Annotated in this window: 19 protein-coding genes; 14 read left to right on the top strand and 5 right to left on the bottom strand. The window is 32.1% G+C overall.

The features are described 5' to 3' along the window. Positions 1–81: 81 nt before the first annotated feature. The 5 genes from ABTV69_RS04795 to ABTV69_RS04775 all read left to right on the top strand — a co-directional run bounded on the left by ABTV69_RS04795 (position 82) and on the right by ABTV69_RS04775 (position 4992). Complete coding sequence (locus ABTV69_RS04795; RefSeq protein ID WP_433834530.1) at positions 82–2199, top strand: glutamine--tRNA ligase/YqeY domain fusion protein; 2118 nt, start codon at positions 82–84, stop codon at positions 2197–2199. A gap of 1215 nt (positions 2200–3414) precedes the next feature. After that, positions 3415–3891 (top strand): hypothetical protein, encoded by a 477-nt coding sequence (locus ABTV69_RS04790; RefSeq protein ID WP_433834529.1) that lies wholly within the window; start codon positions 3415–3417, stop codon positions 3889–3891. A 93-nt stretch (positions 3892–3984) separates the two neighbouring features. Then, positions 3985–4311, top strand: a complete 327-nt coding sequence (locus tag ABTV69_RS04785) for a YtxH domain-containing protein (protein WP_433834528.1) — start codon at positions 3985–3987, stop codon at positions 4309–4311. 73 nt (positions 4312–4384) lie between these two features. Then, a complete protein-coding gene (locus ABTV69_RS04780) occupies positions 4385–4735 on the top strand; it encodes a competence protein (protein ID WP_433834527.1) in 351 nt (116 codons plus the stop codon). 2 nt (positions 4736–4737) lie between these two features. After that, positions 4738–4992 carry a DUF6327 family protein gene (locus tag ABTV69_RS04775; protein ID WP_433834526.1) on the top strand — a complete coding sequence of 85 codons (255 nt, stop codon included), beginning with the start codon at positions 4738–4740 and terminating at the stop codon, positions 4990–4992. Positions 4993–5011: 19 nt separating this feature from the next. On the opposite strand, the gene ABTV69_RS04770 is transcribed toward ABTV69_RS04775, so the two are convergent. Together ABTV69_RS04770 and gltX are read right to left on the bottom strand one after the other, a co-directional pair. Next, positions 5012–5995, bottom strand: coding sequence for an SPFH domain-containing protein (locus ABTV69_RS04770; protein WP_433834525.1), 984 nt, complete (start codon positions 5993–5995; stop codon positions 5012–5014). Between the two features lie 254 nt (positions 5996–6249). Next, the gene (gene gltX, locus ABTV69_RS04765; protein WP_433834524.1) at positions 6250–7755 is read right to left on the bottom strand and encodes a glutamate--tRNA ligase; all 1506 of its coding nucleotides are present in this window, start codon (positions 7753–7755) and stop codon (positions 6250–6252) included. Positions 7756–7918: 163 nt separating this feature from the next. On the opposite strand from gltX, the gene ABTV69_RS04760 reads away from it, so the two are divergent. From ABTV69_RS04760 to ABTV69_RS04750, 3 genes are all read left to right on the top strand, one after another. After that, positions 7919–11308, top strand: coding sequence for a hypothetical protein (locus ABTV69_RS04760; protein ID WP_433834523.1), 3390 nt, complete (start codon positions 7919–7921; stop codon positions 11306–11308). Continuing rightward, the gene (gene ybeY / locus ABTV69_RS04755) at positions 11305–11724 is read left to right on the top strand and encodes an rRNA maturation RNase YbeY (RefSeq protein ID WP_144216437.1); all 420 of its coding nucleotides are present in this window, start codon (positions 11305–11307) and stop codon (positions 11722–11724) included. The genes ABTV69_RS04760 and ybeY overlap by 4 nt, the downstream gene beginning before the upstream one ends. Positions 11725–11962: 238 nt before the next feature. Beyond that, positions 11963–12106, top strand: a complete 144-nt coding sequence (locus ABTV69_RS04750) for a hypothetical protein (RefSeq protein WP_433834522.1) — start codon at positions 11963–11965, stop codon at positions 12104–12106. A 126-nt stretch (positions 12107–12232) separates the two neighbouring features. Here ABTV69_RS04750 and ABTV69_RS04745 read toward each other — a convergent pair whose 3' ends face one another. Further along, positions 12233–12454, bottom strand: a complete 222-nt coding sequence (locus ABTV69_RS04745) for a hypothetical protein (protein WP_433834521.1) — start codon at positions 12452–12454, stop codon at positions 12233–12235. A 107-nt stretch (positions 12455–12561) separates the two neighbouring features. Between ABTV69_RS04745 and mnmG the strand changes: the two genes are divergently transcribed. The 5 genes from mnmG (at position 12562) to ABTV69_RS04720 (ending at position 19531) form a co-directional block, all read left to right on the top strand. Continuing rightward, the gene (mnmG, locus tag ABTV69_RS04740; protein ID WP_433834520.1) at positions 12562–14433 is read left to right on the top strand and encodes a tRNA uridine-5-carboxymethylaminomethyl(34) synthesis enzyme MnmG; all 1872 of its coding nucleotides are present in this window, start codon (positions 12562–12564) and stop codon (positions 14431–14433) included. Positions 14434–14633: 200 nt separating this feature from the next. Next, on the top strand, positions 14634–15482 hold the full coding sequence (locus tag ABTV69_RS04735) for a class I SAM-dependent methyltransferase (RefSeq protein WP_433834519.1): 849 nt from the start codon (positions 14634–14636) through the stop codon (positions 15480–15482). 240 nt (positions 15483–15722) lie between these two features. Next, complete coding sequence (locus ABTV69_RS04730; RefSeq protein ID WP_433834518.1) at positions 15723–16307, top strand: OmpH family outer membrane protein; 585 nt, start codon at positions 15723–15725, stop codon at positions 16305–16307. A 103-nt stretch (positions 16308–16410) separates the two neighbouring features. Then, on the top strand, positions 16411–18690 hold the full coding sequence (locus tag ABTV69_RS04725) for a helix-turn-helix domain-containing protein (RefSeq protein WP_433834517.1): 2280 nt from the start codon (positions 16411–16413) through the stop codon (positions 18688–18690). Positions 18691–18769: 79 nt separating this feature from the next. Continuing rightward, positions 18770–19531 carry a hypothetical protein gene (locus ABTV69_RS04720; protein ID WP_433834516.1) on the top strand — a complete coding sequence of 254 codons (762 nt, stop codon included), beginning with the start codon at positions 18770–18772 and terminating at the stop codon, positions 19529–19531. A gap of 39 nt (positions 19532–19570) precedes the next feature. On the opposite strand, the gene ABTV69_RS04715 is transcribed toward ABTV69_RS04720, so the two are convergent. Next, positions 19571–20017 (bottom strand): hypothetical protein, encoded by a 447-nt coding sequence (locus tag ABTV69_RS04715; protein ID WP_433834515.1) that lies wholly within the window; start codon positions 20015–20017, stop codon positions 19571–19573. A 345-nt stretch (positions 20018–20362) separates the two neighbouring features. After that, positions 20363–21334, bottom strand: coding sequence for an SPOR domain-containing protein (locus tag ABTV69_RS04710; RefSeq protein ID WP_433834514.1), 972 nt, complete (start codon positions 21332–21334; stop codon positions 20363–20365). Between the two features lie 237 nt (positions 21335–21571). On the opposite strand from ABTV69_RS04710, the gene dprA reads away from it, so the two are divergent. Next, the gene (dprA, locus tag ABTV69_RS04705; RefSeq protein ID WP_433834513.1) at positions 21572–22672 is read left to right on the top strand and encodes a DNA-processing protein DprA; all 1101 of its coding nucleotides are present in this window, start codon (positions 21572–21574) and stop codon (positions 22670–22672) included. Positions 22673–22684: the final 12 nt, after the last annotated feature.

The raw sequence follows: 22684 nt of genomic DNA, 5'->3' as shown, positions 1-22684 counted from the left end.
TCAGGTTTTGCGCTAGTTAAATAACTTTAAACCTGAAACCTGAAACCTTTTTTTTATCTTTGCTAAAATTACTATAAAATAATGGCATCAGAAGAGAAATCACTCAATTTTATTGAACAAATCATAGAGGAAGACGTAAAATTAGGTCTTTCAAATACTAAACTTCGCTTTCGTTTTCCACCAGAACCTAATGGTTATTTACACATTGGGCACGCAAGTTCTATTGCTTTAAATTTTGGATTAGGAATTGATTATCAATCTCCTGTGAATTTACGTTTTGATGATACAAACCCTGAAAAAGAAGAACAGGAATTTGTTGATGCTATTAAAAAAGATGTAGAATGGTTAGGATATACTTGGGCAGAAGAATGTTATGCTTCAGATTATTTCCAACAATTATACGATTGGGCAGTTTTATTAATTAAAAAAGATAAAGCGTATGTTGATAGCCAATCTTCTGAAGAAATGGCTATTCAAAAAGGAACTCCAACAACTCCAGGAACTGATAGTCCGTACAGAAATCGTTCAGTTGAAGAAAACTTAGATTTATTCGAAAGAATGAAAAACGGTGAATTTGAGGATGGTACACATATTCTTCGCGCTAAAATTGACATGAAATCAACAAACATGTTGATGCGTGATCCTATCATGTACAGAATTTTACACAAACATCACCACAGAACTGGAGATGCTTGGAAAATTTATCCAATGTACGATTGGGCACACGGACAAAGTGATTATTTAGAGCAAATTTCTCACTCATTTTGTACGCTGGAATTCTTGCCTCACCGTGAATTATACGATTGGTTTTTAGATCAGATTTTTGATGATAATAAGCTTCGTCCAAAGCAAAGAGAATTTGCTAGACGTAACTTATCACATACTGTTGTTAGTAAAAGAAAATTACAGCAACTAGTTAAGGAAAAGCATGTTAACGGTTGGGATGATCCTAGAATGTCAACTATTTCTGGATTAAGAAGACGTGGTTATACAGCTGCTTCATTACGTAATTTTGCGAACACAATTGGTATTGCAAAACGTGATAATTTGATCAATGTATCGGTTTTGGAATTCTGTATTCGTGAAGATTTGAACAAAATTGCACCTCGTGTAATGGCTGTTTTAGATCCTGTAAAATTGGTGATTACCAATTATCCTGAAGGAAAAGAGGAGTGGTTAGAAGCTGAAAACAATCAAGAAGATGAAAATGCAGGTTTCAGAAAAGTGCCTTTTTCTCGTGAATTATACATAGAAAGAGAAGACTTTTTAGAAGAAGCTCCAGCTAAATATTTCCGTTTGACTTTAGGAAAAGAAGTGCGTCTTAAAAATGCGTATATCATTAAAGGAGAATCAGTTATAAAAGATGCTGAAGGCAATATTACGGAAATTCATGTAACTTATGATACCGATTCTTTAAGCGGAAGCGGAACAGAAGCAAGCCAAAGAAAAGTATCTGGAACCTTACATTGGGTTTCTATAAAACATGCTTTGGAAGCAGAAGTTCGTTTGTACGATCGTTTGTTTACAGATGAAGCTCCAGACAGTTATAAAGAGAAAAATTTCTTAGATTTTGTGAATCCAAACTCTTTAGAAATTGTTACTGGATATGTTGAACCAAGTTTATCAACAGCTCAAAATGAAGATAAATTCCAGTTTCAACGTTTAGGATATTTTACTGTTGATAAAGATTCAACTCCTTCAAAGTTAGTGTTTAACAAAACGGTTGGATTGAAAGATGCTTGGGAAGAAAAAGGTAAAAAAGAAGAAAACAGCATCAATAATTCTTTAAAAGAAATCAACAAATATTTCAAAGTTGAAAGTAAACCTGAGCGAATTGCAATTGAAAGTGCAATAGGGGAGAACATTAAAAACATTTCGAGTTTCTCTTTGATACAAAATTCATTAAAGAAAAATATCAACAATAATAAGGCTTCGCTATTGTTTTCTCAGTTTATTTTGAAGTATTCAAACTGGAAATCTGTAGATTTTGAAGAACAAGATATTAAGAAATTGTATTCCATGTCTTTGAAAAGTGAATCAACTTATGTAAGATCAAAAGCACTTTTAAACTTAAGAGATATAGAAAATGAAATTTTGAGAAATCAATACGATGACGAAATTTTGAAATTATATTCGAATCCACCAAAAAATGCTTCGGAAAGAGAAATTGAAATTCTTTCTGAAATGGTGAAGAAGTAATATCAATTAAATTTATGAAAAGCGCTTTTATAAGCGCTTTTTTTTATTATATAGATTTGCTATTGTTATTTAAAATTTAATAATTTTTATAGATTAAAAGTGACTATCATAGATTAGTTTTAATCGAAAATAAAATAATGTTGGATGACCAATTCATTTTTTAGATTTAAGCTTATTAAAAGCCTTTATTTTAATTTTTACTCTTTTTTAACTCCCGATTTTGCTATCATATTATAAATTATAGTTTTAAATAATATATTTTATATTTTTAATTGATTATATATATTATTAATAAAATCTATTAAAAATTTACTTTTAATTTATTTTATAGATTAAAAGTGACATTCATAAATGATATTTAAGATAAAATAAAAAATACTCGAGTAGAGAAGACCTTTTTTTATTTTTCATTGATTAAAACTCTTTATTTTAGGTTTTAGTTTTTTTTGCTTCAATTTTCTTCTCAAAAGAATAAAATAAAAGTTTTTTCTTGCTTTTTTAATTTTTCATTTCAATTTTATAAATCATAATTTTTTACTATTATTTTATTAAAAATTTAGTTTTTAATTATTATAGGTATAAATGACTGAAATGTATAAAATTATAGTTTTTGATTATTTTTATAAGTTTTTATTTCAGTTTTAAAATGATAAATTTTAATTATTAATTTTAGTTAATTTTAAGATTTTAATTATTATTTATAAAAATGATGTTAAAAATGATTTTAATAGTTTTTAGATATTAATTTTAACCCTCATAAATCGATTTTAAAGCGGTTTTTAAAATGATTTGATAGATAACTCATTTTTTAAATTATTGTTTATTTACGGTCTTTATTTTAATTTTTACTGTTATTTAAGCCAGTTTAACTGCTTGTTAACACACAATTGTTTATAAAACTGCTATTTTTAACTCAATATCAAAAGTCAGAGATGATTTTTGTAAAAATTAAAATTTGCCATAAAGAATCTAAGCTGAAATTTATTGTTTTTAGAAACTCGTAATTTTTATCACAATAGATTTTCAAAACTGATTTCCCAAAAAGACAATTTTATGTTCTCATTTTTATTGTGATATAATTTTGATAATATTTCTCGTAAAAAGATATTTTTCAAATTAGATCATAATGTACAAAATTCCATAATGTTGAATTTGAGTGAAAGTTTAGTTTTTAAATTTCAAAGTCTGACAATTTTTAATTTAAATCTAATTATCATGAAAATTTTATATTTCGCATTAGCATTATTATTTGCAAACGTAGCAATTTCACAAACACATCAAATTACAAAACACAATGGAGAACAACTTGATGTAAATTTTATTAAATCTGAAAATGGTTTTGTTTATTATTCTTTGAATGGAAGTTCTGAAGAAATCAAAATCAGTAAACATGCAGTGTCATCAATTACAAACAAACAAACAAAACAAACTCAGAAAGTTTCTGATAAAATAGTAGTTGATTCAAAAGACGATTACAAAATGGTAACTGTTTTGCCACAAGAAAAAACAATAGGACTGAAACAAACCGGAACATTTACAGGAGTCTCGACCAAGACAAAAGGTGAACCGCCTATTGCAAACCAGAAGCAAACTGCGATGAGAATTAAAAGTAAGTCGGCTTCAAATGGTTCTCCTTTTGTAAGTATAACTGAAAAAGATGGCAAATATGAAGCTACAACTTATGTGTATTAATTATATTGTTAATTTTTTGTAAATTACAATTAATCAGAAAATTATAAGTTCAAAAAAGAGTATCTTTAAGTAATAATTTAAAATTGTAATATCATGTCTAAGAACTTAAATACCGCCGCAGCAATTTTAGCTGCAGCAGCTGCAGGAGCAGCAATCGGAATTTTATTTGCTCCAGATAAGGGATCTAAAACTCGAGCAAAAATCAAAGAAGGTTTAGATGATGCTAAACATAATATAAAAGATTCTTTTGATGCAAGTTCAGAAGTTTTACGTGAAAAATTTACAAGTGCAACTCAAAATCTTGACGGTACATTAACAGAGTTACTTTCAAATGTTAGTCATAAAACAGAAGAAGTGATTACTTTTTTAGAAACTAAACTTGCTGATTTAAAGGCACAAAACGCTAAACTTCAGAAATAATATTTTGACAAAGCACATTACTTGCTTATTTTTATAAGAAAGTTTTGTGCTTTTTTTATTTAAAATTATAATTATGGCGTTTGAAGAATTAAAAGAAAACACAGATAAAGTTCAAGATCAAGCTAAAGAATACATTGAAAGTCATTTAGCTTATTATAAACTGTGGGGTTTTAAAGTTGCAATGAAATCAACAACTTTAATCTTTAAGTTTACTTTGATTTTATTATGTTTTAGTATGGTTTTGATTTTTGGATCTTTTGCCGCGGCTTATGCTTTTGGTTCTTTATTTGAAAGTAATGCTCTCGGATTTTTGGCAGTAGGAGGGATCTATCTTTTCTTTACAATCCTACTTTTCTTTATAAAAGACAAATTTGTTGAAGGACCAATTTTAGAGAAATTTTCAGAAATCTTTTTTAATGATTAATTATGGATAGAAAAAAATACTCTTCGTATGCTGAGATTGAAAGAGATCTAGAAATTCTAAAATTGGAAAAAGAAATCAATTATCAGAAATTGGTTTTGAGTTTTCAGAAAACTAAGGAAAGCATCACACCGCAAAATATTGTAAATGGTTTCATTTCCTCTTACACAGGTTATATCAAAAAATCATTTCCAGAAATTTTACAATCTATTTTACCATTTATGATCAATTGGTTTATAAATAAAAAAAGAGGCAATTAGCCTCTTTTTTATTTCGTAATTATTGTTGAACATCTGGTTGAATATCATCTTCATAACCGGACTGTCTTTGAGTTGGTTTTGGTTTTTCAATTTTCTTATTGTTCTTTTTCATCATTTCTCCAACTTGATTAGAAGCTGAGAATGAAGCAACCATATTGTTCAACATATCGCTTCCAGCTTGTGGAGAATTTGGAAGAAGAATTAAGTTTGAGTTGGTATCAGATCCAATAGATTGTAAAGTATCATAATGTTGTGTCACTACAATTAGGGCAGAAGCTTCTTGAGAATTAATGCCAACTTGGTTTAAAACTTCAACACTTTCTACAAGACCTCTCGCAATTTCACGACGTTGATCTGCAATACCTTGTCCTTGTAAACGTTTACTTTCTGCTTCAGCTTTTGCTTTTGCAACGATTCTAATTCTTGAACTTTCAGCTTCAAATTCAGCAGCAGTTTTTTCTCTATCAGCAGCATTGATTCTGTTCATTGCATTTTTTACCTGGATGTCTGGATCAATATCGGTAACCAAAGTATTGATGATATCATATCCGTAAGTAGACATTGCTTCGTTTAATTCACGTTTTACTGCAACTGCGATATCATCTTTTCTTTCAAAAACATCATCCAATTTTAGTTTTGGAACTTCGGCACGAACAACATCAAATACATAAGAAGTAATCTGATCGTGCGGATATTCTAACTTATAAAATGCTTCGTAAACTTTATCTTGAATCACTTTGAACTGAACCGAAACTTTCATTTTGATGAAAACGTTGTCTCTAGTTTTAGTTTCGATGATAACATCCAACTGCTGAATTTTAAGATTTACTCTTCCGGCCAATCTGTCAACCATCGGAATTTTAAGTTGTAATCCTGAATTTCTAACACTTTGAAATTTTCCAAAACGTTCAATAATTACAGAAGATTGTTGTTTCACAGTAAAAAACGACGACATAAAAATGAAGAACGCTAATACTAAAAAGATAATGAATGCTGTACTCATGGTTATATAATTTATATTTATGATTCTGGTAAATTACGAAAATTCTTCTAAAATAAAATTATCAAACATTAAAAAAACGCTAAGAACATTTTTGAGATGTTACTTAGCGTTTAGTTTTTTTGAACCATTAAGTTCATTTAGAAAATTAAGATCAAATCTTTGTCAAGAAAATTAAGCTTTATGAACTTAAAAAACTTCTTTTTTTTATCATCAAGTTGAGCTTAATAAACTTAATATCTTAATGGTAAATTATTTTATAAAGTTGCGATTGCTTTCTTAATTCTAGAAATAGTTTCTTCTTTTCCAATAATTTCTACAATATCAAATAGGTGAGGACCTTTCAAAGCTCCAACCAAACTTAGACGGAAAGGTTGCATTACTTTACCCATTCCGATTTCGTTTTTAGTTAACCAATCTTTTACAACTGCTTCGATGTTTGCTGAAGTAAAATCTTGAATATTTTCCAAAACAGAAATCAATTGTTGCATTAAAGCTGGAGTTTCTTCTTTCCAGTTTTTACTTGCTTTCTCATCATAAGATGTTGGCGATTGAAAAAAGAAATCTGTTAACTCCCAAAAATCAGAAACGAAATTAGCTCTTTCTTTAATTAGTGAAACAATTCTTGTGATGTCATATTTAGAAATATCAACGCCTTTTTCTATCAAAATAGGAGAGAAGGTTTTTGCTAAATCTGCATCATTTTGTTTTACTAAATATTGGTGGTTGAACCATTTATTTTTCTCTGGATCAAATTTAGCTCCAGCTTTATGAACTCTATTCAAGTCAAAAGATGCAGCCAATTCTTCTAGAGAAAATATTTCTTTGTCAGTTCCATCATTCCATCCCAATAAAGCAAGGAAGTTTACAACTGCTTCTGGGAAAAATCCTTTTTCTCTGTAGCCAGAAGAAATGCCTTCTTCCGTTTTCCATTCTAAAGGAAATACAGGGAATCCCATTTTGTCTCCATCTCTTTTTGATAATTTACCATTTCCAACTGGTTTCAAAATCAAAGGTAAGTGTGCAAATTCTGGAGCGTCCCAACCAAATGCTTTGTACAATAAAACATGAAGTGGCATAGATGGCAACCATTCTTCTCCACGAATTACATGAGAAGTTTCCATCAAATGATCATCCACAATATTGGCTAAATGATACGTTGGCATTCCGTCACTTTTGAATAAAACTTTATCATCCAAAAGATTAGTTTCAAACTTAACATCTCCACGAATTATATCTTTCAAATGTAAAGTTTCATCAACCGGAGTTTTAAAACGGATTACATAATGTTCTCCATTTGCAATTCTCTTTGCAGTTTCTTCAGCAGAAATTACTAATGAAGTATCTAATTTTTCACGATTGTGATGATTGTAAATAAATGTTTTTCCTTCAGCTTCGTGTTGTTTTCTATGTGCATCCAATGCTTCTGGAGTATCAAAAGCATAATATGCCCAACCAGAATTGATCAATTGATCGGCATATTGTTGGTATAAATCTTTACGTTCGCTTTGTCTGTACGGACCAAATTTTTCATTTTTTCCAACAGTTTCTTCAGGAGCAATTCCTAACCATTCAAGAGCTTCCATAATGTAAGCCTCTGCACCAGGAACAAAACGAGTTTGATCTGTATCTTCAATTCTCAGATAAAAAACACCGTTATGTTTCTTTGCAAATAAATAATTAAATAGGGCAGTGCGAACTCCGCCGATATGTAATGGTCCAGTCGGACTTGGTGCAAAACGCACACGAACTTGCTTTGACATTTGTTTAAATTTTGATGCAAAGATACAACATTAGTCAAAAGCCGAAAGTCGAAAGTCTGAAAGCTTTTACCTTGATAATGTAACTTTTGACTTTCGACTTTCCACTTTCAAACTTAAAGTTATAATTACTACTTTTATAGGTTATAATTAAAAGAGATTTATTTTGAAGACATCATCTGCAATATATCAAAAGTTAGAGGCTTTCATTAAGAAATATTATACCAACGAATTGATAAAAGGGATCTTACTTTTTACTGGTTTTGGTTTATTATATTTTTTGTTTACGCTTTTTGTGGAATACTTTCTTTGGTTAAAACCATTGGGAAGAACTTTCCTTTTTTGGATTTTTATTGCTGTTGAAGTTTTCCTTTTGGTTCGTTTAATTCTGTTTCCATTATTTAAATTATTCAAACTTCAAAAAGGAATTGACTATTCTCAAGCTTCAAAAATTATTGGAAATCATTTCACAGAAGTGAGCGATAAGCTGACGAACTTTTTACAATTGTCTTCAGAAAATAATGCTGAAAGTTCAGAATTGGTTTTGGCTTCAATCGAACAAAAGGCGAATTCTTTGCAACCAATTCCGTTTGGAAATGCAATCAATTTTAAAGCAAACAAAAAATATTTGCCATTGGCTTTAGTTCCAATTTTGCTTTTTGCCGTGTTTTATATTTCTGGAAACAGTAATGTAATTTCTCAAAGTTTGAATAGAGTAGTGCATTTTAATGCTGCATTTTTACCACCAGCTCCTTTCAAATTTGTGGTTCTGAACTCTAATTTGCAAGCAGAGCAAAACAAAGATTTCGTAATCAAAATGGAATCTGTTGGAAACGTAGTTCCAGAAAATGTGATGATTCATATTGGTGACGAAAGTTATTTTATGGAATCTTCTCAACCCGGAAAGTTTGAATTTAAAGTAGAGAAACCAGCAGAAGATATTCGTTTTTCTTTTGAAGGAAATTCGGTTCTTTCGGAAGAATATGATTTGAAAGTTATCACTGTTCCATCCATTGCCAACTTCGAAATGGTTTTGAATTTTCCTTCGTATTTAAAGAAAAAATCAGAAACAATTCAAGGAACTGGAAATGCAATTGTACCTGAAGGAACAACCGTAACTTGGAAAATGAATACCAAATCTACCCAAGAAGTAACATGGAAAAGAGAGAATGAAGTATTCAAGTTTAATAAGGTAGAAAATGAGTTTAAATTGGCTAAAAATATAAGTCAAAATACCGAATATCAAATACTTACATCAAATAATAAGATTAAAAACTACGAAAAATTAGACTATCAGCTGTCTGTAATCAAAGATCAGTATCCAACCATCAATGTAGGGCCTGCGCCTGATAGTTTAAAGCTAGACAAGAACTATATTTTGGGAAGATTGGGTGACGATTACGGACTTTCGAAACTTCAAATTGTATACTACGAACGTAACAAACCTCAGTCTGCTAAACGTGGAAACATTCCGGTTAAGGCTGGAGTATTTGATCAATTCGTTTTTAATTTTCCAAGTAACCTTCCAGTTGAAGAAGGTGTTTCATACGAATACTATTTTGAAGTTTTTGATAACGATGCACCTCACGGATTTAAGAGTACAAAGTCTTCAACGTTTTCAGATCGTGTCGCTACAACAGATGAAATTCAAGATCAAGAATTACAACAGCAAAATAATAATATCAATAGTTTATCTAAATCTTTGAAGAACCAAACAAAGCAGATTTCTGAAATGGATAAGCTTCAAAACACAGGTAAAGAAAAAGACAATTTAGAGTTTAAAGATCAGCAGAAGATCAATGATTTTATCAAACGTCAGAAACAACAAGACGAAATGATGAAACAATTTTCTGAGAAAATGAATCAGAATCTAGATAAGTTTAAAGATAATAAGAAAGATAAAACGGCCGAAGATTTACAAAAGCGTTTAGATAATGCACAGAAAGATTTAGAAAAGAATCAGAAATTATTAGACGAATTAAAGAACTTGAATGATAAATTAAACAGTGAAGAACTGTTTGATAAAATGGAAAAGTTCAAACAAATCAGTAAAAACCAATCTCGTAATTTAGAACAATTGGTGGAGTTAACCAAGCGTTTTTATGTTTCAAAGAAAGCAGAACAAGTTGCTGAGAAATTAAATAAACTGTCAGAACAACAGGAACAGTTATCAAATAAAGAGAAAGAAAATACAAAAGAGAAGCAAGATGAAATCAATAAATCTTTTGATAAGATTCAGGAAGATTTAAAAGATTTGAAAGAAGAAAACAAGACTTTGAAGAAACCTTTGGACATTCCATCTGATGCTTCAAAAGAGAAAGATGTTGATGAAGATCTTAAGAAAGCTTCTGAAGAATTAAGTAAAAAGAATACTTCTTCGGCTAAGCCAAAACAAAAAAGCGCGGCTAAGAAAATGAAAAATATGGCTCAGGATATGCAGAGTGAAATGGAAGGTGGAGAACAAGAACAATTGGAGGAAGATGTTGCGATGCTACGTCAGATTTTAGATAACCTTTTAGCTTATTCTTTATCACAAGAAGATGTGATGAAACAGTTTAAAGCAATGAAATTGGGTTCATCAACCTTTACAAAGAACATTAAGATTCAGCAGAATTTGAAACAACAATTCAGACATGTTGATGATAGTTTGTTTGCACTTTCATTACGTAATCCAAAAGTTGCTGAAGACGTAACTAAAGAAATTGGAAACGTGCAATACAACATGGACAAGGCTATAGAAACCTTAACCGATGTTCAAATTCCAAGAGGAGTTTCACACCAGCAATATGCAGTTTCATCTGCTAATAAATTAGCAGACTTTTTAAGTGATATGTTGAATAATATGCAAATGTCGATGTCTAAACCGGGAGCTGGAAAACCAAAACCTGGAGACGGGCAAGGAATGCAATTGCCAGATATTATCCAGAAACAAAAAGGTCTTGCAGATAAGATGAAAGACGGAATGAAATCTGGACAACAACAAGGTGATAAGTCTGGCGAAGGGAAAGATGGAAAGTCTGGGCAAGGAGGTAAAGATGGTCAGGGTAAAGAAGGACAAGGTAATAAAAGTGGAGATAAAGGTTCTTCTGGTAAGGATGGAAAGAGTGGTAAAGGAGAGAAGAATGGTAGTGAAGGAGAAGATGGAGAAGGAGATGCAGAAGCTATTATGGAGATTTACAAAGAGCAAGTGAAACTTAGAGAAGCATTACAAAAAGAGTTAGCTAAGAAAGGTTTAGATTCTCAAGGTAAATCTGTAATAGATCAAATGAAGCAATCTGAAAAGCAGATTTTAAATAAAGGTTTTAAGAATGAGAACCTGCAACGTATACTAAATATCCAACAAGAATTATGGAAATTAAACAATGCAGTTCAGCAACAAGGGCAAGATACACAAAGACAATCTGAAACAAATAAGACTGAATTTTCAAATCGTTCGAATGCTTTACCAAGTTCACTATTGGATTATTTAAACAGTGTAGAGATATTAAACAGACAATCACTACCTTTGCGCTCGAATTTTAATCAAAAAGTTCAAGAATACTTTAATACAAAATGATAAATTTTAATTACGAAACAGATTTTACTTTAGGAGACGAGCAGGCTTTTAGTGATTGGCTAAGCGCTGTTATTGTTTCTGAAAAGAAGAGTGAAGGAGAAATCAATTATATATTTTGTGATGATGAATATCTACATAAGATCAATGTTGAATATCTAGATCACGATACACTTACAGATATTATCAGTTTTGATTATACTGTTGGTAACGAGTTGAATGGAGATATTTTTGTTTCTGTGGAACGTGTTGCAGACAATGCAAAAGACTTTAATGTTTCATTTGCTGAAGAACTTAAGAGAGTACTCTCTCATGGTATACTTCATTACTGTGGATACAAAGATAAGACAGATGAAGATGCTCAATTAATGAGAGCAAAAGAAGAAGAAAAGATGAAGATGTTTCACGTGGAACAGTAGTTAAATGTCTTTAGAAAAAACAAATATTTGTTCCACGTGAAACGTTTTGGATTTTTATAACGTTCCACGTGAAACATATTTAAAAAGGATGGATTTAAATAATAACGTTCCACGTGGAACGTTATATAAAGGATTCGGATAAAAGATTAAATCGTTCCACGTGGAACGATTTTTTAGGTTTGAATTTTGAGGATTAGATGTGATGTTTCACGTGAAACGATCCTTGAAAATTGAAATTTTGACAAATGAAAAACTAGAACGTTTCACGTGGAACATAAGTTTGAGTTTTGATTTGGAAGTTCAGAATGGAAGTTCAGAATGGAAGTTTGGAATGGAAGTTTGGAATGGAAGTTTGGAATGGAAGTTTAGAATGGAAGTTTAGAATGGAAGTTTAGAATGGAAGTTTAGAATGGAAGTTTAGAATGGAAGTTTAGAATGGAAGTTTAGAATGGAAGTTTAGAATGGAAGTTTAGAATGGAAGTTTAAAATGGAAGTTTAGAATGGAAGTTTATAAATGTTTCACGTGAAACATTTCGATTTGAAGATTTGATTTGAAGATTTGATTTGAAGATTTGATTTGAAGATTTGATTTGAAGATTTGATTTGAAGATGGCAGTTTGAAGATGGCAGTTTGAAGATTCCAGTTTGAAGATTCCAGTTTGAAGATTCCAGTTTGAAGATTCCAGTTTGAAGATTCCAGTTTGAAGATTCCAGTTTGAACTTGAAACATAGAACCTCAAACTTGAAACAAAGAAAATACGTTCCACGTGGAACAAGAAAAATATAAATGTAATTCTAGAAACCGCGTTAGCGGTTTTTGGAGAATAATAAAACAAAATGTTTTTAGAAGAATATGATGTAATTGTGGTTGGTGCAGGCCATGCTGGTTCTGAAGCTGCGGCTGCGGCTGCAAATTTGGGATCGAAAACTTTATTGGTTACAATGAGTTTGCAAAACATTGCACAGATGTCTTGCAATCCTGCGATGGGAGGAATTGCAAAAGGACAGATCGTTCGTGAAATTGATGCGCTTGGAGGTTATTCAGGAATTGTTTCAGATCGAACTGCAATTCAGTTCAAGATGCTGAACAAATCGAAAGGACCTGCAATGTGGTCGCCGAGAGTTCAAAGTGATAGAATGCGTTTTGCAGAAGAATGGAGAATGATGTTGGAGGGAACTCCAAATCTTGATTTTTACCAAGAAATGGTAAAAGGGTTAATTATTGAAAACGGAAAGATAAAAGGAATTAGAACTTCACTTGGTGTGGAGATTCGTTCCAAATCTGTTGTTTTGACAAACGGTACTTTTTTGAATGGTTTAATTCATATTGGAGAAAAACAATTCGGAGGAGGAAGAGCAGGAGAAAGTGCTGCAACCGGAATTACCGAAGATTTGATCAAAGCAGGTTTTGAAGCAGGAAGAATGAAAACAGGAACGCCACCTCGTGTAGATGGACGTTCTTTGGATTATTCTAAAATGAATGAAGAAAAAGGAGATGCAAAACCAGATAAGTTTTCTTATTCAGATGTGACTTCTCCGTTAACGCATCAGCGTTCTTGTTACATGACGTACACGTCGTTGAATGTTCATGATATTTTGAGAGAAGGTTTTGATCGTTCTCCAATGTTCAACGGAAGAATCAAAAGTTTAGGACCAAGATATTGTCCATCGATTGAAGATAAAATTAATCGTTTTGCAGATAAAGAGCGTCACCAATTATTTGTGGAGCCAGAAGGATGGAATACTTGTGAAGTTTATGTAAACGGATTTTCAACGTCTCTTCCAGAAGATATTCAATTCAAAGCGCTTCGTTCGGTAGCAGGTTTTGAGAATGTAAAATTCTTTAGACCTGGTTATGCTATAGAATATGATTTTTTTCCGCCGACACAATTGAAACATACTTTGGAAACCAAGTTAGTTGAAGGATTGTATTTCGCTGGACAAATTAATGGAACAACAGGATATGAAGAAGCTGCTTCTCAAGGTTTGATGGCCGGAATAAATGCGCACTTGAAAGTTCATGAAAAAGATCCGTTAATTCTAAAACGAGATGAAGCCTACATCGGAGTTCTAATTGATGACTTGATTACGAAAGGAACAGAAGAACCATATCGTATGTTTACATCAAGAGCAGAATACCGAACATTGTTGCGTCAAGATAATGCCGATTTCAGATTAACTCCAATGTCATACGAAATTGGTTTAGCTTCTGAAGCTCGTTTACGAAGAATGGAAAAGAAACTAAATGAATCTGAAAAGATGGTTTCGTTTTTTAAAGAAACAAGCGTATCAGTTGCAGAAACAAATCCAATTTTGGAAGCAAAAGAATCTGCACCAATTTCGCAAGGAGATAAAATGTTCAAGATTTTCTCTCGTCCGCAAATTGAATTGGAAGATATGTTGAAATTTGAAAAAGTTTCTGCATATATCGAAGAGAATAATTTGGATGAAGAAATTGTAGAGCAAGCCGTTATTCAGGTGAAATATTCTGGATATATCGAAAAAGAAAGAAATAATGCAGATAAGTTGAATCGTTTGGAAGAGGTAAAAATTCCAGACAATTTCGATTATAACAAAATCAAATCAATGTCTATTGAAGCAAAACAGAAATTAAGCAAGATTCGTCCTGTAACCATTTCGCAAGCTTCAAGAATCAGCGGAGTATCACCAAGTGATATTTCCGTGCTTTTGATTTATATGGGAAGATAAAATAGTTTTGTTTCAAGTTTAAAGTTCACGTTCTATTCGCAACTTCAGACCTGAAACTTGAAACCTGAAACAAAATTTAATGTTCCACGTGAAACGTTTTGAAAAAACAAACAATTAAAAAAACAATAAATCCTAAAAATGAAATAATTTCGTTTTTAGGATTTGCTATAAATTAAACCCAATATCTATAAAATTAAAAAATGAACGTTTTAAACAAAAAACATTTTCTTACGGTTAAAGACCATTCTGTTTCAAAAGAAATTTTTGATTTGTATTACGATGAAGAATTGGACATGCTAATTACTTCTCCACAACCTGAACTTCAAAATTTGGGAAGATATTACGAAAGCGAAGATTATATTTCGCATACAGATAACAAACGTTCGTTATTTGAAAAAGCATATCACTTTGTGAAAAATATTGCACTTCAAAACAAATTGAATTTAATCAATAGCCAGCAACCGCAAAAAGGTAAAATTTTAGATATTGGTGCTGGAACAGGTGATTTTCTTTTAACAGCAAAAAATGACGGTTGGGAAACAATTGGAGTAGAACCTAGTGATCGAGCAAAAAATATTGCCAAACAAAAAGGAATTTCGTTTGTAGAAGAAATTAGCATGTTAGAAAATCATTCTTTGGATGTTATTACCATGTGGCATGTTTTAGAACACGTGCCAGATTTAGAAAATCAGATCCAAGAATTAAAGCGTTTATTAAAGCCAACTGGAACATTAATTGTTGCGGTTCCAAACTACAAATCGTTTGATGCGAATCATTATCAAACTTTTTGGGCAGCTTATGACGTGCCAATTCACTTTTGGCATTTTTCTAAAAAATCGATTCAAGTGCTTTTTGAAAGAGTAGACATGAAATTAGAAAAAATACTTCCAATGAAGTTCGATTCATTTTATGTGAGCCTTTTGTCCGAAAAATACAAAACGGGAAAAATGAATTATATTAAAGCTTTTTTCATTGGTTTGAAATCAAATTGGAAAGCGAAGAAGACAAAAGAATATTCATCGCATATTTACGTTTTAAAAAACAAATAAATTCAAAAATACGCTCAAAAAGCTATTTTGTCCTTTCGTGGCGAAATAGCTTTTTTTTTTGATTTAAAAAATGAGCAGAAAAAAGCCTTTTTTATGCTATAAAGTTGAATTATTGCTATTATTTTTCCGATAAATAAAAACAATATCATAAAATTTGCGCATTTTTTAAACTTTATGCTGATGCTATTGATTTTTTTATATTTTTGTCTTCAATACTTAAAAAAATAGAATTTAAAAAAAATGAAAAAAGCATTAGTTATTATCGCACTTTCAGTTTTCGCAGTTTCTTGTAACAAAACAGCAGAGGTAAAGGAAGTAAAAACAGCTTACGTGGATACTTCGGTTTTGATGAAAGAATACACTGAGGCAAAAGATTTAGAGGCAAAGTACAAAGCTCAAGCGGAAGAAAAAGGTAGACAATTACAAGCTGAGATTTCACGTTTTAAACAAGACGCTGCTAATTTTCAAAGCCAAGCACAAGCAAACGGACAAGCTTGGGCACAGCAAAGAGGTGCTGAATTGCAAAAAAGAGAGCAGCAATTAGGTTATGCGCAACAAGCATTAGCACAACAATTGCAACAAGAAAGTGGTGTTGAAATGGATTCTCTTGTTAGTGGAGTTAAAAAATTCATTAAAGACTACGGAAAGAAAAATGGTTACTCTTACATTTATGGAACAGGAGATGCTGCATCTATTTTATATGCTGAAGAGAAATATGACATTACAAAAGAAATTGTAAAAGCATTAAACGACAAATACAAAGCAGAGCCAAAAACAGATGCAAAACCAGCAGCTGAAACAAAAGAAGGCGAAGCTAAAAAATAAAAACTACCAAACTAACTAAATTACTGAAAACCTAAATCCACTGTGATTTAGGTTTTTTCTTTTTATAAAAATGCGGTAATTTTATTTTTTTAATACAAGCCCAATGCAGAACGTTTCAGAAGCGGCAGCTTACACTTTACAATTCATTAATCAGACTCAGAAATCTATTTTCCTTACTGGAAAAGCAGGTACAGGAAAAACTACGCTTTTACGCGAAATTATCGCGACAACGCATAAAAATACTGTGGTCGTTGCTCCAACGGGTATTGCTGCTTTGAATGCGGGTGGCGTAACAATTCATTCTATGTTTCAGCTTCCATTTTCTGCGTTTATTCCGTCGTACGATGTGAGTGCGCAATTTACAGAAACAGTAAAGTTTGAAAACAAAGAATCGCTTCGAAGACATTTCAAAATGAATAACGTCAAGCGAAATGTAATCAAGAACATGGAACTATTGGTGATTGATGAAGTCAGTATGATGCGTGCTGATTTATTGGATGCGGTCGATTTCATGATGCAGACCGTTCGAAGAAACACGCATCCTTTTGGTGGCGTTCAAGTTTTATTTATTGGAGATTTGTTGCAGCTGCCGCCAGTTATTCGTGATGAAGAATGGCGAACGCTGAAAAACTATTACCGCGGAAAATTCTTTTTCCATTCCCATGTTCTCCAAACCTATCCGCCGATTTATATCGAATTATCAAAAATCTACCGTCAGACGGATGATGCTTTTATCTCGGTTTTGAACAATCTTCGAAATAATCAGATCACTCCAGAAGACATCACTATTCTAAATCAGTATGTTAAGCCAGATTTTGACTTCAAAGAGAATAAAGGGTATATCACCTTGACAACGCATAATGCTAAGGCAGATTCAATCAACTCACAGTCAATCAATGATTTAGATGGTAAAGAATACGTTTATACGCCATTTGTGGTGGGAGACTTTCCAGAAAAGATCTTTCCGGTCGAAGAAGAATTGAAATTGAAAGTCGGCGCACAAATTATGTTTGTCAAAAACGATTTATCTTTTGAGAAAAGATATTTCAACGGAAAAATGGGCGTAATCAAATCGCTTTCTGATGAAGAAATCTTTGTTCACTTTCCAGAAGAGAACATGACGCTCGAAGTTGAAAAGTATGAATGGAAAAATATTCGATACAAAGTCAACGAACAAACCAAAGATATCGAAGAAGAAGTTTTAGGAACTTTTGCACATTATCCGATTAAGTTGGCTTGGGCGATTACGGTGCACAAAAGCCAAGGTTTAACTTTTGACAAAGCAGCGCTCGATGTATCGCAAGTTTTTCTTCCTGGGCAGGCCTATGTAGCACTTTCGCGTTTGCGTTCGTTAGAAGGGCTTATTTTGCTTTCTCCGATGCAGATGAATGGTATTTCCAACGACCAAGATGTGATGGATTACGCTTTGAACAGAGCAACGGAAGAAACTTTGGAGAAGGCGCTTCATTTTGAAACTAAAAATTTTATTCACAATTATCTGATAAACAGTTTTAATTGGGGAGAATTAGCACAAGAATGGCGAAATCACCGTTTCAGTTATAACGAAAATGCTGCAGGTTCTGAAAAAACGAAACACGCAGTTTGGGCGCATAAGCGAATGGAAATTATGGAGCAGCTTTTAGATCCTTCGCAGAAATTCATTTCGCAGCTCAACAAAATTTTTATCAAAGAAACAGTCGATCTTTTTTTTGTGAAAGAAAGGGTAGATGCGGCTTACGATTATTTTTTCAAAGCGATGGATAAATTAGTCGATGATCTGATTTATAAAATGGCTGAAATTCAAAAATTTAAAAAAGTAAAAGAATTCTACGAAGAGCTTAACTTTTTGGAAGATCTTCAGACGAAAGCCGTTTTGCGATTAATGAAAGCCAAGTTATTGATCGAAGTTGTGGTGGCCGGTGAAGAAATCAGCAAAGAAAAGCTGACATCGTCAAATATTAAAAATTACAAAAGCAACAAAGCGGAGAGGATTCGAGACGAGCTTAAAACGACAAATACAGACATTTTTAGAACCGAAGAACCCGTTGCGCGATACAAATCAGCTAAGACGGAGAAAAACGAGCTTAAAACGGCTAAAAAAACGACAGTCGAAGAAACATACGATTTGTGGATGGATAAAAATTCGGTTGAAGATATTGCAAGAATGCGTAAATTAACAGTTCAAACCGTCGAAGGGCATTTGGTAAGATTGATTCAGTCCAAAAAAATTGAAATTGCAGATGTTTTGCCGTACGATAAAATTTTGGCTTTGCGAGAAGCATTTCAGTTTTATCAAGAAGAATCTTTGAGCCCTTTAAAAGAAAAATATGGAGATGAATTTACTTGGGACGAACTAAAAATGTTCAAGGCAAGCATCAATTGATTTTTTTGAACGTCCTACGTGAAACATTGTTTTTTGTTTTTCAAAAATCTAATTTCTAATGAATTAAATTATTTTTGATATGAAAACATTTAAAATTTTGCTAACAATTTTGGTCTTTAGTTCTTCTTTTTTGAATGCTCAAGATTTGAAACCCGAATACCAAAAGTTTATTTCGAAATTTATTCTTGAAGTGAAAAACGGCGATAAAGAGGCAATTGCAAAACGAATCAAATTTCCGTTTAAGCGAGATTATCCAATTCCTTCGGTTAAGGATAAAGCAGATTTTGTAAAAAGATACAACCAGATTTTTGATAAAGGTTTGATTGATAAAATAACAAAATCAGATCCTGCAAAAGATTGGTCAGAAATGGGCTGGCGAGGCATAATGCTAAATCAAGGCGATTTATGGATTGATACCGATGGGAAAATTATCAGCATCAATAACCAATCTGCGGAAGAACTGAAATTGAAAAATGAATTAATTGCGAAGCAGAAAAAAAACGTAAATGCTTCGCTTTCAAATTTTAAAGAACCTGTCGCAATTTTAGAAACGTCAAAATTCAGAATTAGAATTGACGATTTAGGAAATAACAATTACCGTTACGCTTCGTGGTCAATCAAAAAGAAAATGACCGATATTCCAGATCTCGTAATTGAAAAAGGAGTTTTTGTTGCGGATGGAACAGGCGGAAATCATCATTACGAATTTAAAAAAGGCAATTTCAAATACAGATGTTATTTTATCGTTTTAGGAGAAAAAGATTCACCGCCAGCAGTTTTGACGGTTTATCAATCCGGAAAAGAAATTTTATCGCAAGATGCCAAGATTGTTTCACGATAAACAAAAAGCCAGATTCATTGGAATCTGGCTTTTTCGCTTTTAAATGGCTGACATTGCTTTTTCAAGTTCTTTTTCTTGATTCATTTGTGTCAGTTTCAATTTGTGTATGGCAACCTCATTTTCTTTGGTTTTGATTCTTTGTTTTTGAAGCTCTTCCTCAGAAACCGAAATAGTTGTAATCTTGTTTTCGATTTTTTGATTGGCTATTTCCAGTTTGCCAATTTTATCTTTAGTCGATTTTAGATTGTTTTCGGCCTTTGTTAGATTTTTCTTTTTGGTTTCCAATTCCTTTTGTTCTTTTTTAAGAGCGTCAATTCTATCGTCTAGAATTTTATGATTTTCTTTTAGAATTTGCTGTGTTTGAACTTCGTTTTTTTTGAATTGAAATTCTTGAGAAGTATCATTTTGTATTTGCTGTGCAAAAAAGGATTGGGAATTTAAATTTAATAATAAAGCTAAGACCGCTATTTTAATAATTCTGTTCATTGTAAATATTTTTATGGACGAATTTATGCCATGAAATATTCAACGCATGCCACAGAAAAATTTAAGAATGATAGAATAAGACCAAAGTTTGTTTATAGAAAGAATTGCTTCTGCAATAAAAAGTTTTACGTGAAACATTTGTATTGACAAGATTTTAACCCTTCAAACTACTACTTTTTTTGTGCTTTTTGAAAAAGATAGAACTGTTTTGTTTTCGAAAGGCAGCGAATATTGCGATAGAAATGTTTCGCGTGGAACTTGTGAGCAATTAAAAACAATCAAGTTTGATTCTTTGGGAAAAAAACAAAAAAAATCCTGCTCTTTCGAACAGGATTATAAAGTAATCTATAGATTTTCGACCAGAATCCAAGCTTGTGGATTTTCGCCTTTTTGTATTTCTTTTTGAGCTTGTTCGGCTTCTTTCATTGTAGCATAACTTCCGTACAAAACAGGAAATAAACCGTGTTTGTTTTCTTTTAGCATTCTCGCTTTGAAACCGTCTTTAATTAATTGGTTGTAAGCTTTTCTAGCATTTTGTTCACTTCTAAAAGCACCCGCCATAATGTGATACGGCATTGTTGGTTCAACAGTTTCAACAGCAGCAGAATCTACAGAAAGAGTTACAGCTGGAAGCGGACTTTTGATAAAGAAAGTGGCTTCTTGAATTTTGTTTTGTACTTTTTTCTGAACCGCTTGTTCTACAACAAGTGTCTGGTTATCAATTTGATTTTGGTACAAAGGATAACCGATGCTTCCTGTAATTCCAAGTCCTAATACAAGAATTGCTGCATAGCGTAAAAATGGACTTGAAGATTTGGTTTCTTCTTCATTTTCGTATAATAAAACGGCATCTTTTTCTTTTGCTGCAATTTTTTCTATTTTTTTCTCGAAAACCTCTTTTTTCACCATCGGAGAAACAAAAGGGCTTAACCCAAAAGAAGTTGCCAAATAATTGGTTTGATCGTTTGGTTTGAAAATAACATTGCTTTCAGCGTTTAAACGTAATTCTCCAATATTTTTTAAAAGGATTACGCCTCCTTCTTCCAAAGTTTTTTTCCAATTCAAAACCTCAAAAGCAATTGCACTTACAGCAAAACCATAAGATGTTTTTTCTGCTTGCGCGATATGATTTGCTAACAATCCGTCGTTATTTTTGATACGACTGTTGAAAGAGATGGTCTTTTTTGGAGGAAAAAACGAATTAGTACTTTCATTCAGCTGCGCCGAGTGAGTTTCGGTTAAAAATGCACCAAATCCTGGAACCGTTACACACTGATAACGATACAATAACTGTGAGATATATACTTCGATTTTCATAGTAACAAAGTTATGCAACAGGTATAGTTATCAAAATTTTATTCACAATTTTTATTAACAATTCAGAATTATTTTTAGACAATTCGTTTTCAATTATTTACATCCTTGATCAAAAGTACTAGTCTTTGTGAATAAAAAATATATTTTGTTTTTAGTAAGAAATTACTTTGTTTTAATGATATTTGCCGTTCGAAAAAGTAAAATTATTTTTTCTATTTTACATAATGTTTTAAAAATATGACCGATCAAGATTTATTTAGTTTATTAGCCTTACTTAAAGTTGATGGAGTAGGTGACATTTTGGGTAAAAAATTGCTCCATTCTTTTGGATCTCCTTCGGATATTTTTAAAGCAAAAAGCGCTCAATTAGCTGCAGTTGATGGAATTGGATCTGTTTTATTAAAGAACTTGAAAGACAAGACTATTTTTGAGAAGGCAGACAAGGAACTTTCTTTCATTAAAAGCAATCATATTCATGTTTCTTTTTTTCATGATGAAAATTATCCAGAACGGCTAAAACATTGTTTTGATGCGCCAATTTTACTTTTTACGGCTGGAAATATAGATCTTAAAAACAAAAAAGTAATTAGTATTGTGGGAACTAGGCAAATTACTTCTTACGGAACAGATTTCTGCAGAAAATTGATTGAAGATATAGCTCCCTTAGATCCAATAATCGTTAGCGGATTTGCATATGGAGTTGATATTGTGGCACACCAAGCCGCTATGGATTATAAGTTGCAGACTATTGGTGTATTGGCTCATGGTCTAAATCAGATTTATCCCCGTACGCATAAAAAGTACATGGCAAAAATGGAAGAAAACGGCGGATTTATAACGGAATTCTGGAGTGATGCTAATCCGGATAAGGAGAAATTCGTTCGTCGAAATCGAATTGTTGCAGGGATGACCGAAGCGACAATTGTGATTGAATCTGCTGATAAAGGCGGCTCTTTAATAACAGCAAATATGGCTAACGAGTACAACCGTGATGTATTTGCCGTGCCAGGAAGAGTGACCGATAAATACAGTCAAGGCTGTAATAACTTGATTAAAACTCAGAAAGCAAATGTGTTGACAAGTGCTGCCGATTTGATTTATATGTTGAATTGGGATCTTAAAGAAAAACCTAAAACAATTCAGAAACAGCTTTTTATAGAATTGGAACCTGAAGAACAAAGGATTTATGATTTTTTGCAAAAGAACGGAAAGGAACTATTAGACCTCATTGCAATTGAATGTGAAATTCCAATTTTCAAACTGTCTGGAATTCTGATAGGAATGGAGCTTAAAGGCGTTATTCGACCACTTCCAGGAAAACTTTTTGAGTCTATTTAACGCAGAAAATCC

The organism is Flavobacterium anhuiense (assembly GCF_050990855.1).
GTDB lineage: Bacteria > Bacteroidota > Bacteroidia > Flavobacteriales > Flavobacteriaceae > Flavobacterium > Flavobacterium anhuiense_C.
Note: the sequence above shows the minus strand (reverse complement) of the source record. Positions and strands in the feature narration are given on the sequence as shown.

Coding starts and splice junctions, on each gene's coding strand:
- ABTV69_RS04795 (WP_433834530.1), top strand. CDS start 82: ATGGCATCAGAAGAGAAATCACTCAATTTTATTGAACAAATCATAGAG.
- ABTV69_RS04790 (WP_433834529.1), top strand. CDS start 3,415: ATGAAAATTTTATATTTCGCATTAGCATTATTATTTGCAAACGTAGCA.
- ABTV69_RS04785 (WP_433834528.1), top strand. CDS start 3,985: ATGTCTAAGAACTTAAATACCGCCGCAGCAATTTTAGCTGCAGCAGCT.
- ABTV69_RS04780 (WP_433834527.1), top strand. CDS start 4,385: ATGGCGTTTGAAGAATTAAAAGAAAACACAGATAAAGTTCAAGATCAA.
- ABTV69_RS04775 (WP_433834526.1), top strand. CDS start 4,738: ATGGATAGAAAAAAATACTCTTCGTATGCTGAGATTGAAAGAGATCTA.
- ABTV69_RS04770 (WP_433834525.1), bottom strand. CDS start 5,995: ATGAGTACAGCATTCATTATCTTTTTAGTATTAGCGTTCTTCATTTTT.
- gltX (WP_433834524.1), bottom strand. CDS start 7,755: ATGTCAAAGCAAGTTCGTGTGCGTTTTGCACCAAGTCCGACTGGACCA.
- ybeY (WP_144216437.1), top strand. CDS start 11,305: ATGATAAATTTTAATTACGAAACAGATTTTACTTTAGGAGACGAGCAG.
- ABTV69_RS04745 (WP_433834521.1), bottom strand. CDS start 12,454: ATGTTTCAAGTTCAAACTGGAATCTTCAAACTGGAATCTTCAAACTGG.
- mnmG (WP_433834520.1), top strand. CDS start 12,562: ATGTTTTTAGAAGAATATGATGTAATTGTGGTTGGTGCAGGCCATGCT.
- ABTV69_RS04735 (WP_433834519.1), top strand. CDS start 14,634: ATGAACGTTTTAAACAAAAAACATTTTCTTACGGTTAAAGACCATTCT.
- ABTV69_RS04730 (WP_433834518.1), top strand. CDS start 15,723: ATGAAAAAAGCATTAGTTATTATCGCACTTTCAGTTTTCGCAGTTTCT.
- ABTV69_RS04725 (WP_433834517.1), top strand. CDS start 16,411: ATGCAGAACGTTTCAGAAGCGGCAGCTTACACTTTACAATTCATTAAT.
- ABTV69_RS04720 (WP_433834516.1), top strand. CDS start 18,770: ATGAAAACATTTAAAATTTTGCTAACAATTTTGGTCTTTAGTTCTTCT.
- ABTV69_RS04715 (WP_433834515.1), bottom strand. CDS start 20,017: ATGAACAGAATTATTAAAATAGCGGTCTTAGCTTTATTATTAAATTTA.
- ABTV69_RS04710 (WP_433834514.1), bottom strand. CDS start 21,334: ATGAAAATCGAAGTATATATCTCACAGTTATTGTATCGTTATCAGTGT.
- dprA (WP_433834513.1), top strand. CDS start 21,572: ATGACCGATCAAGATTTATTTAGTTTATTAGCCTTACTTAAAGTTGAT.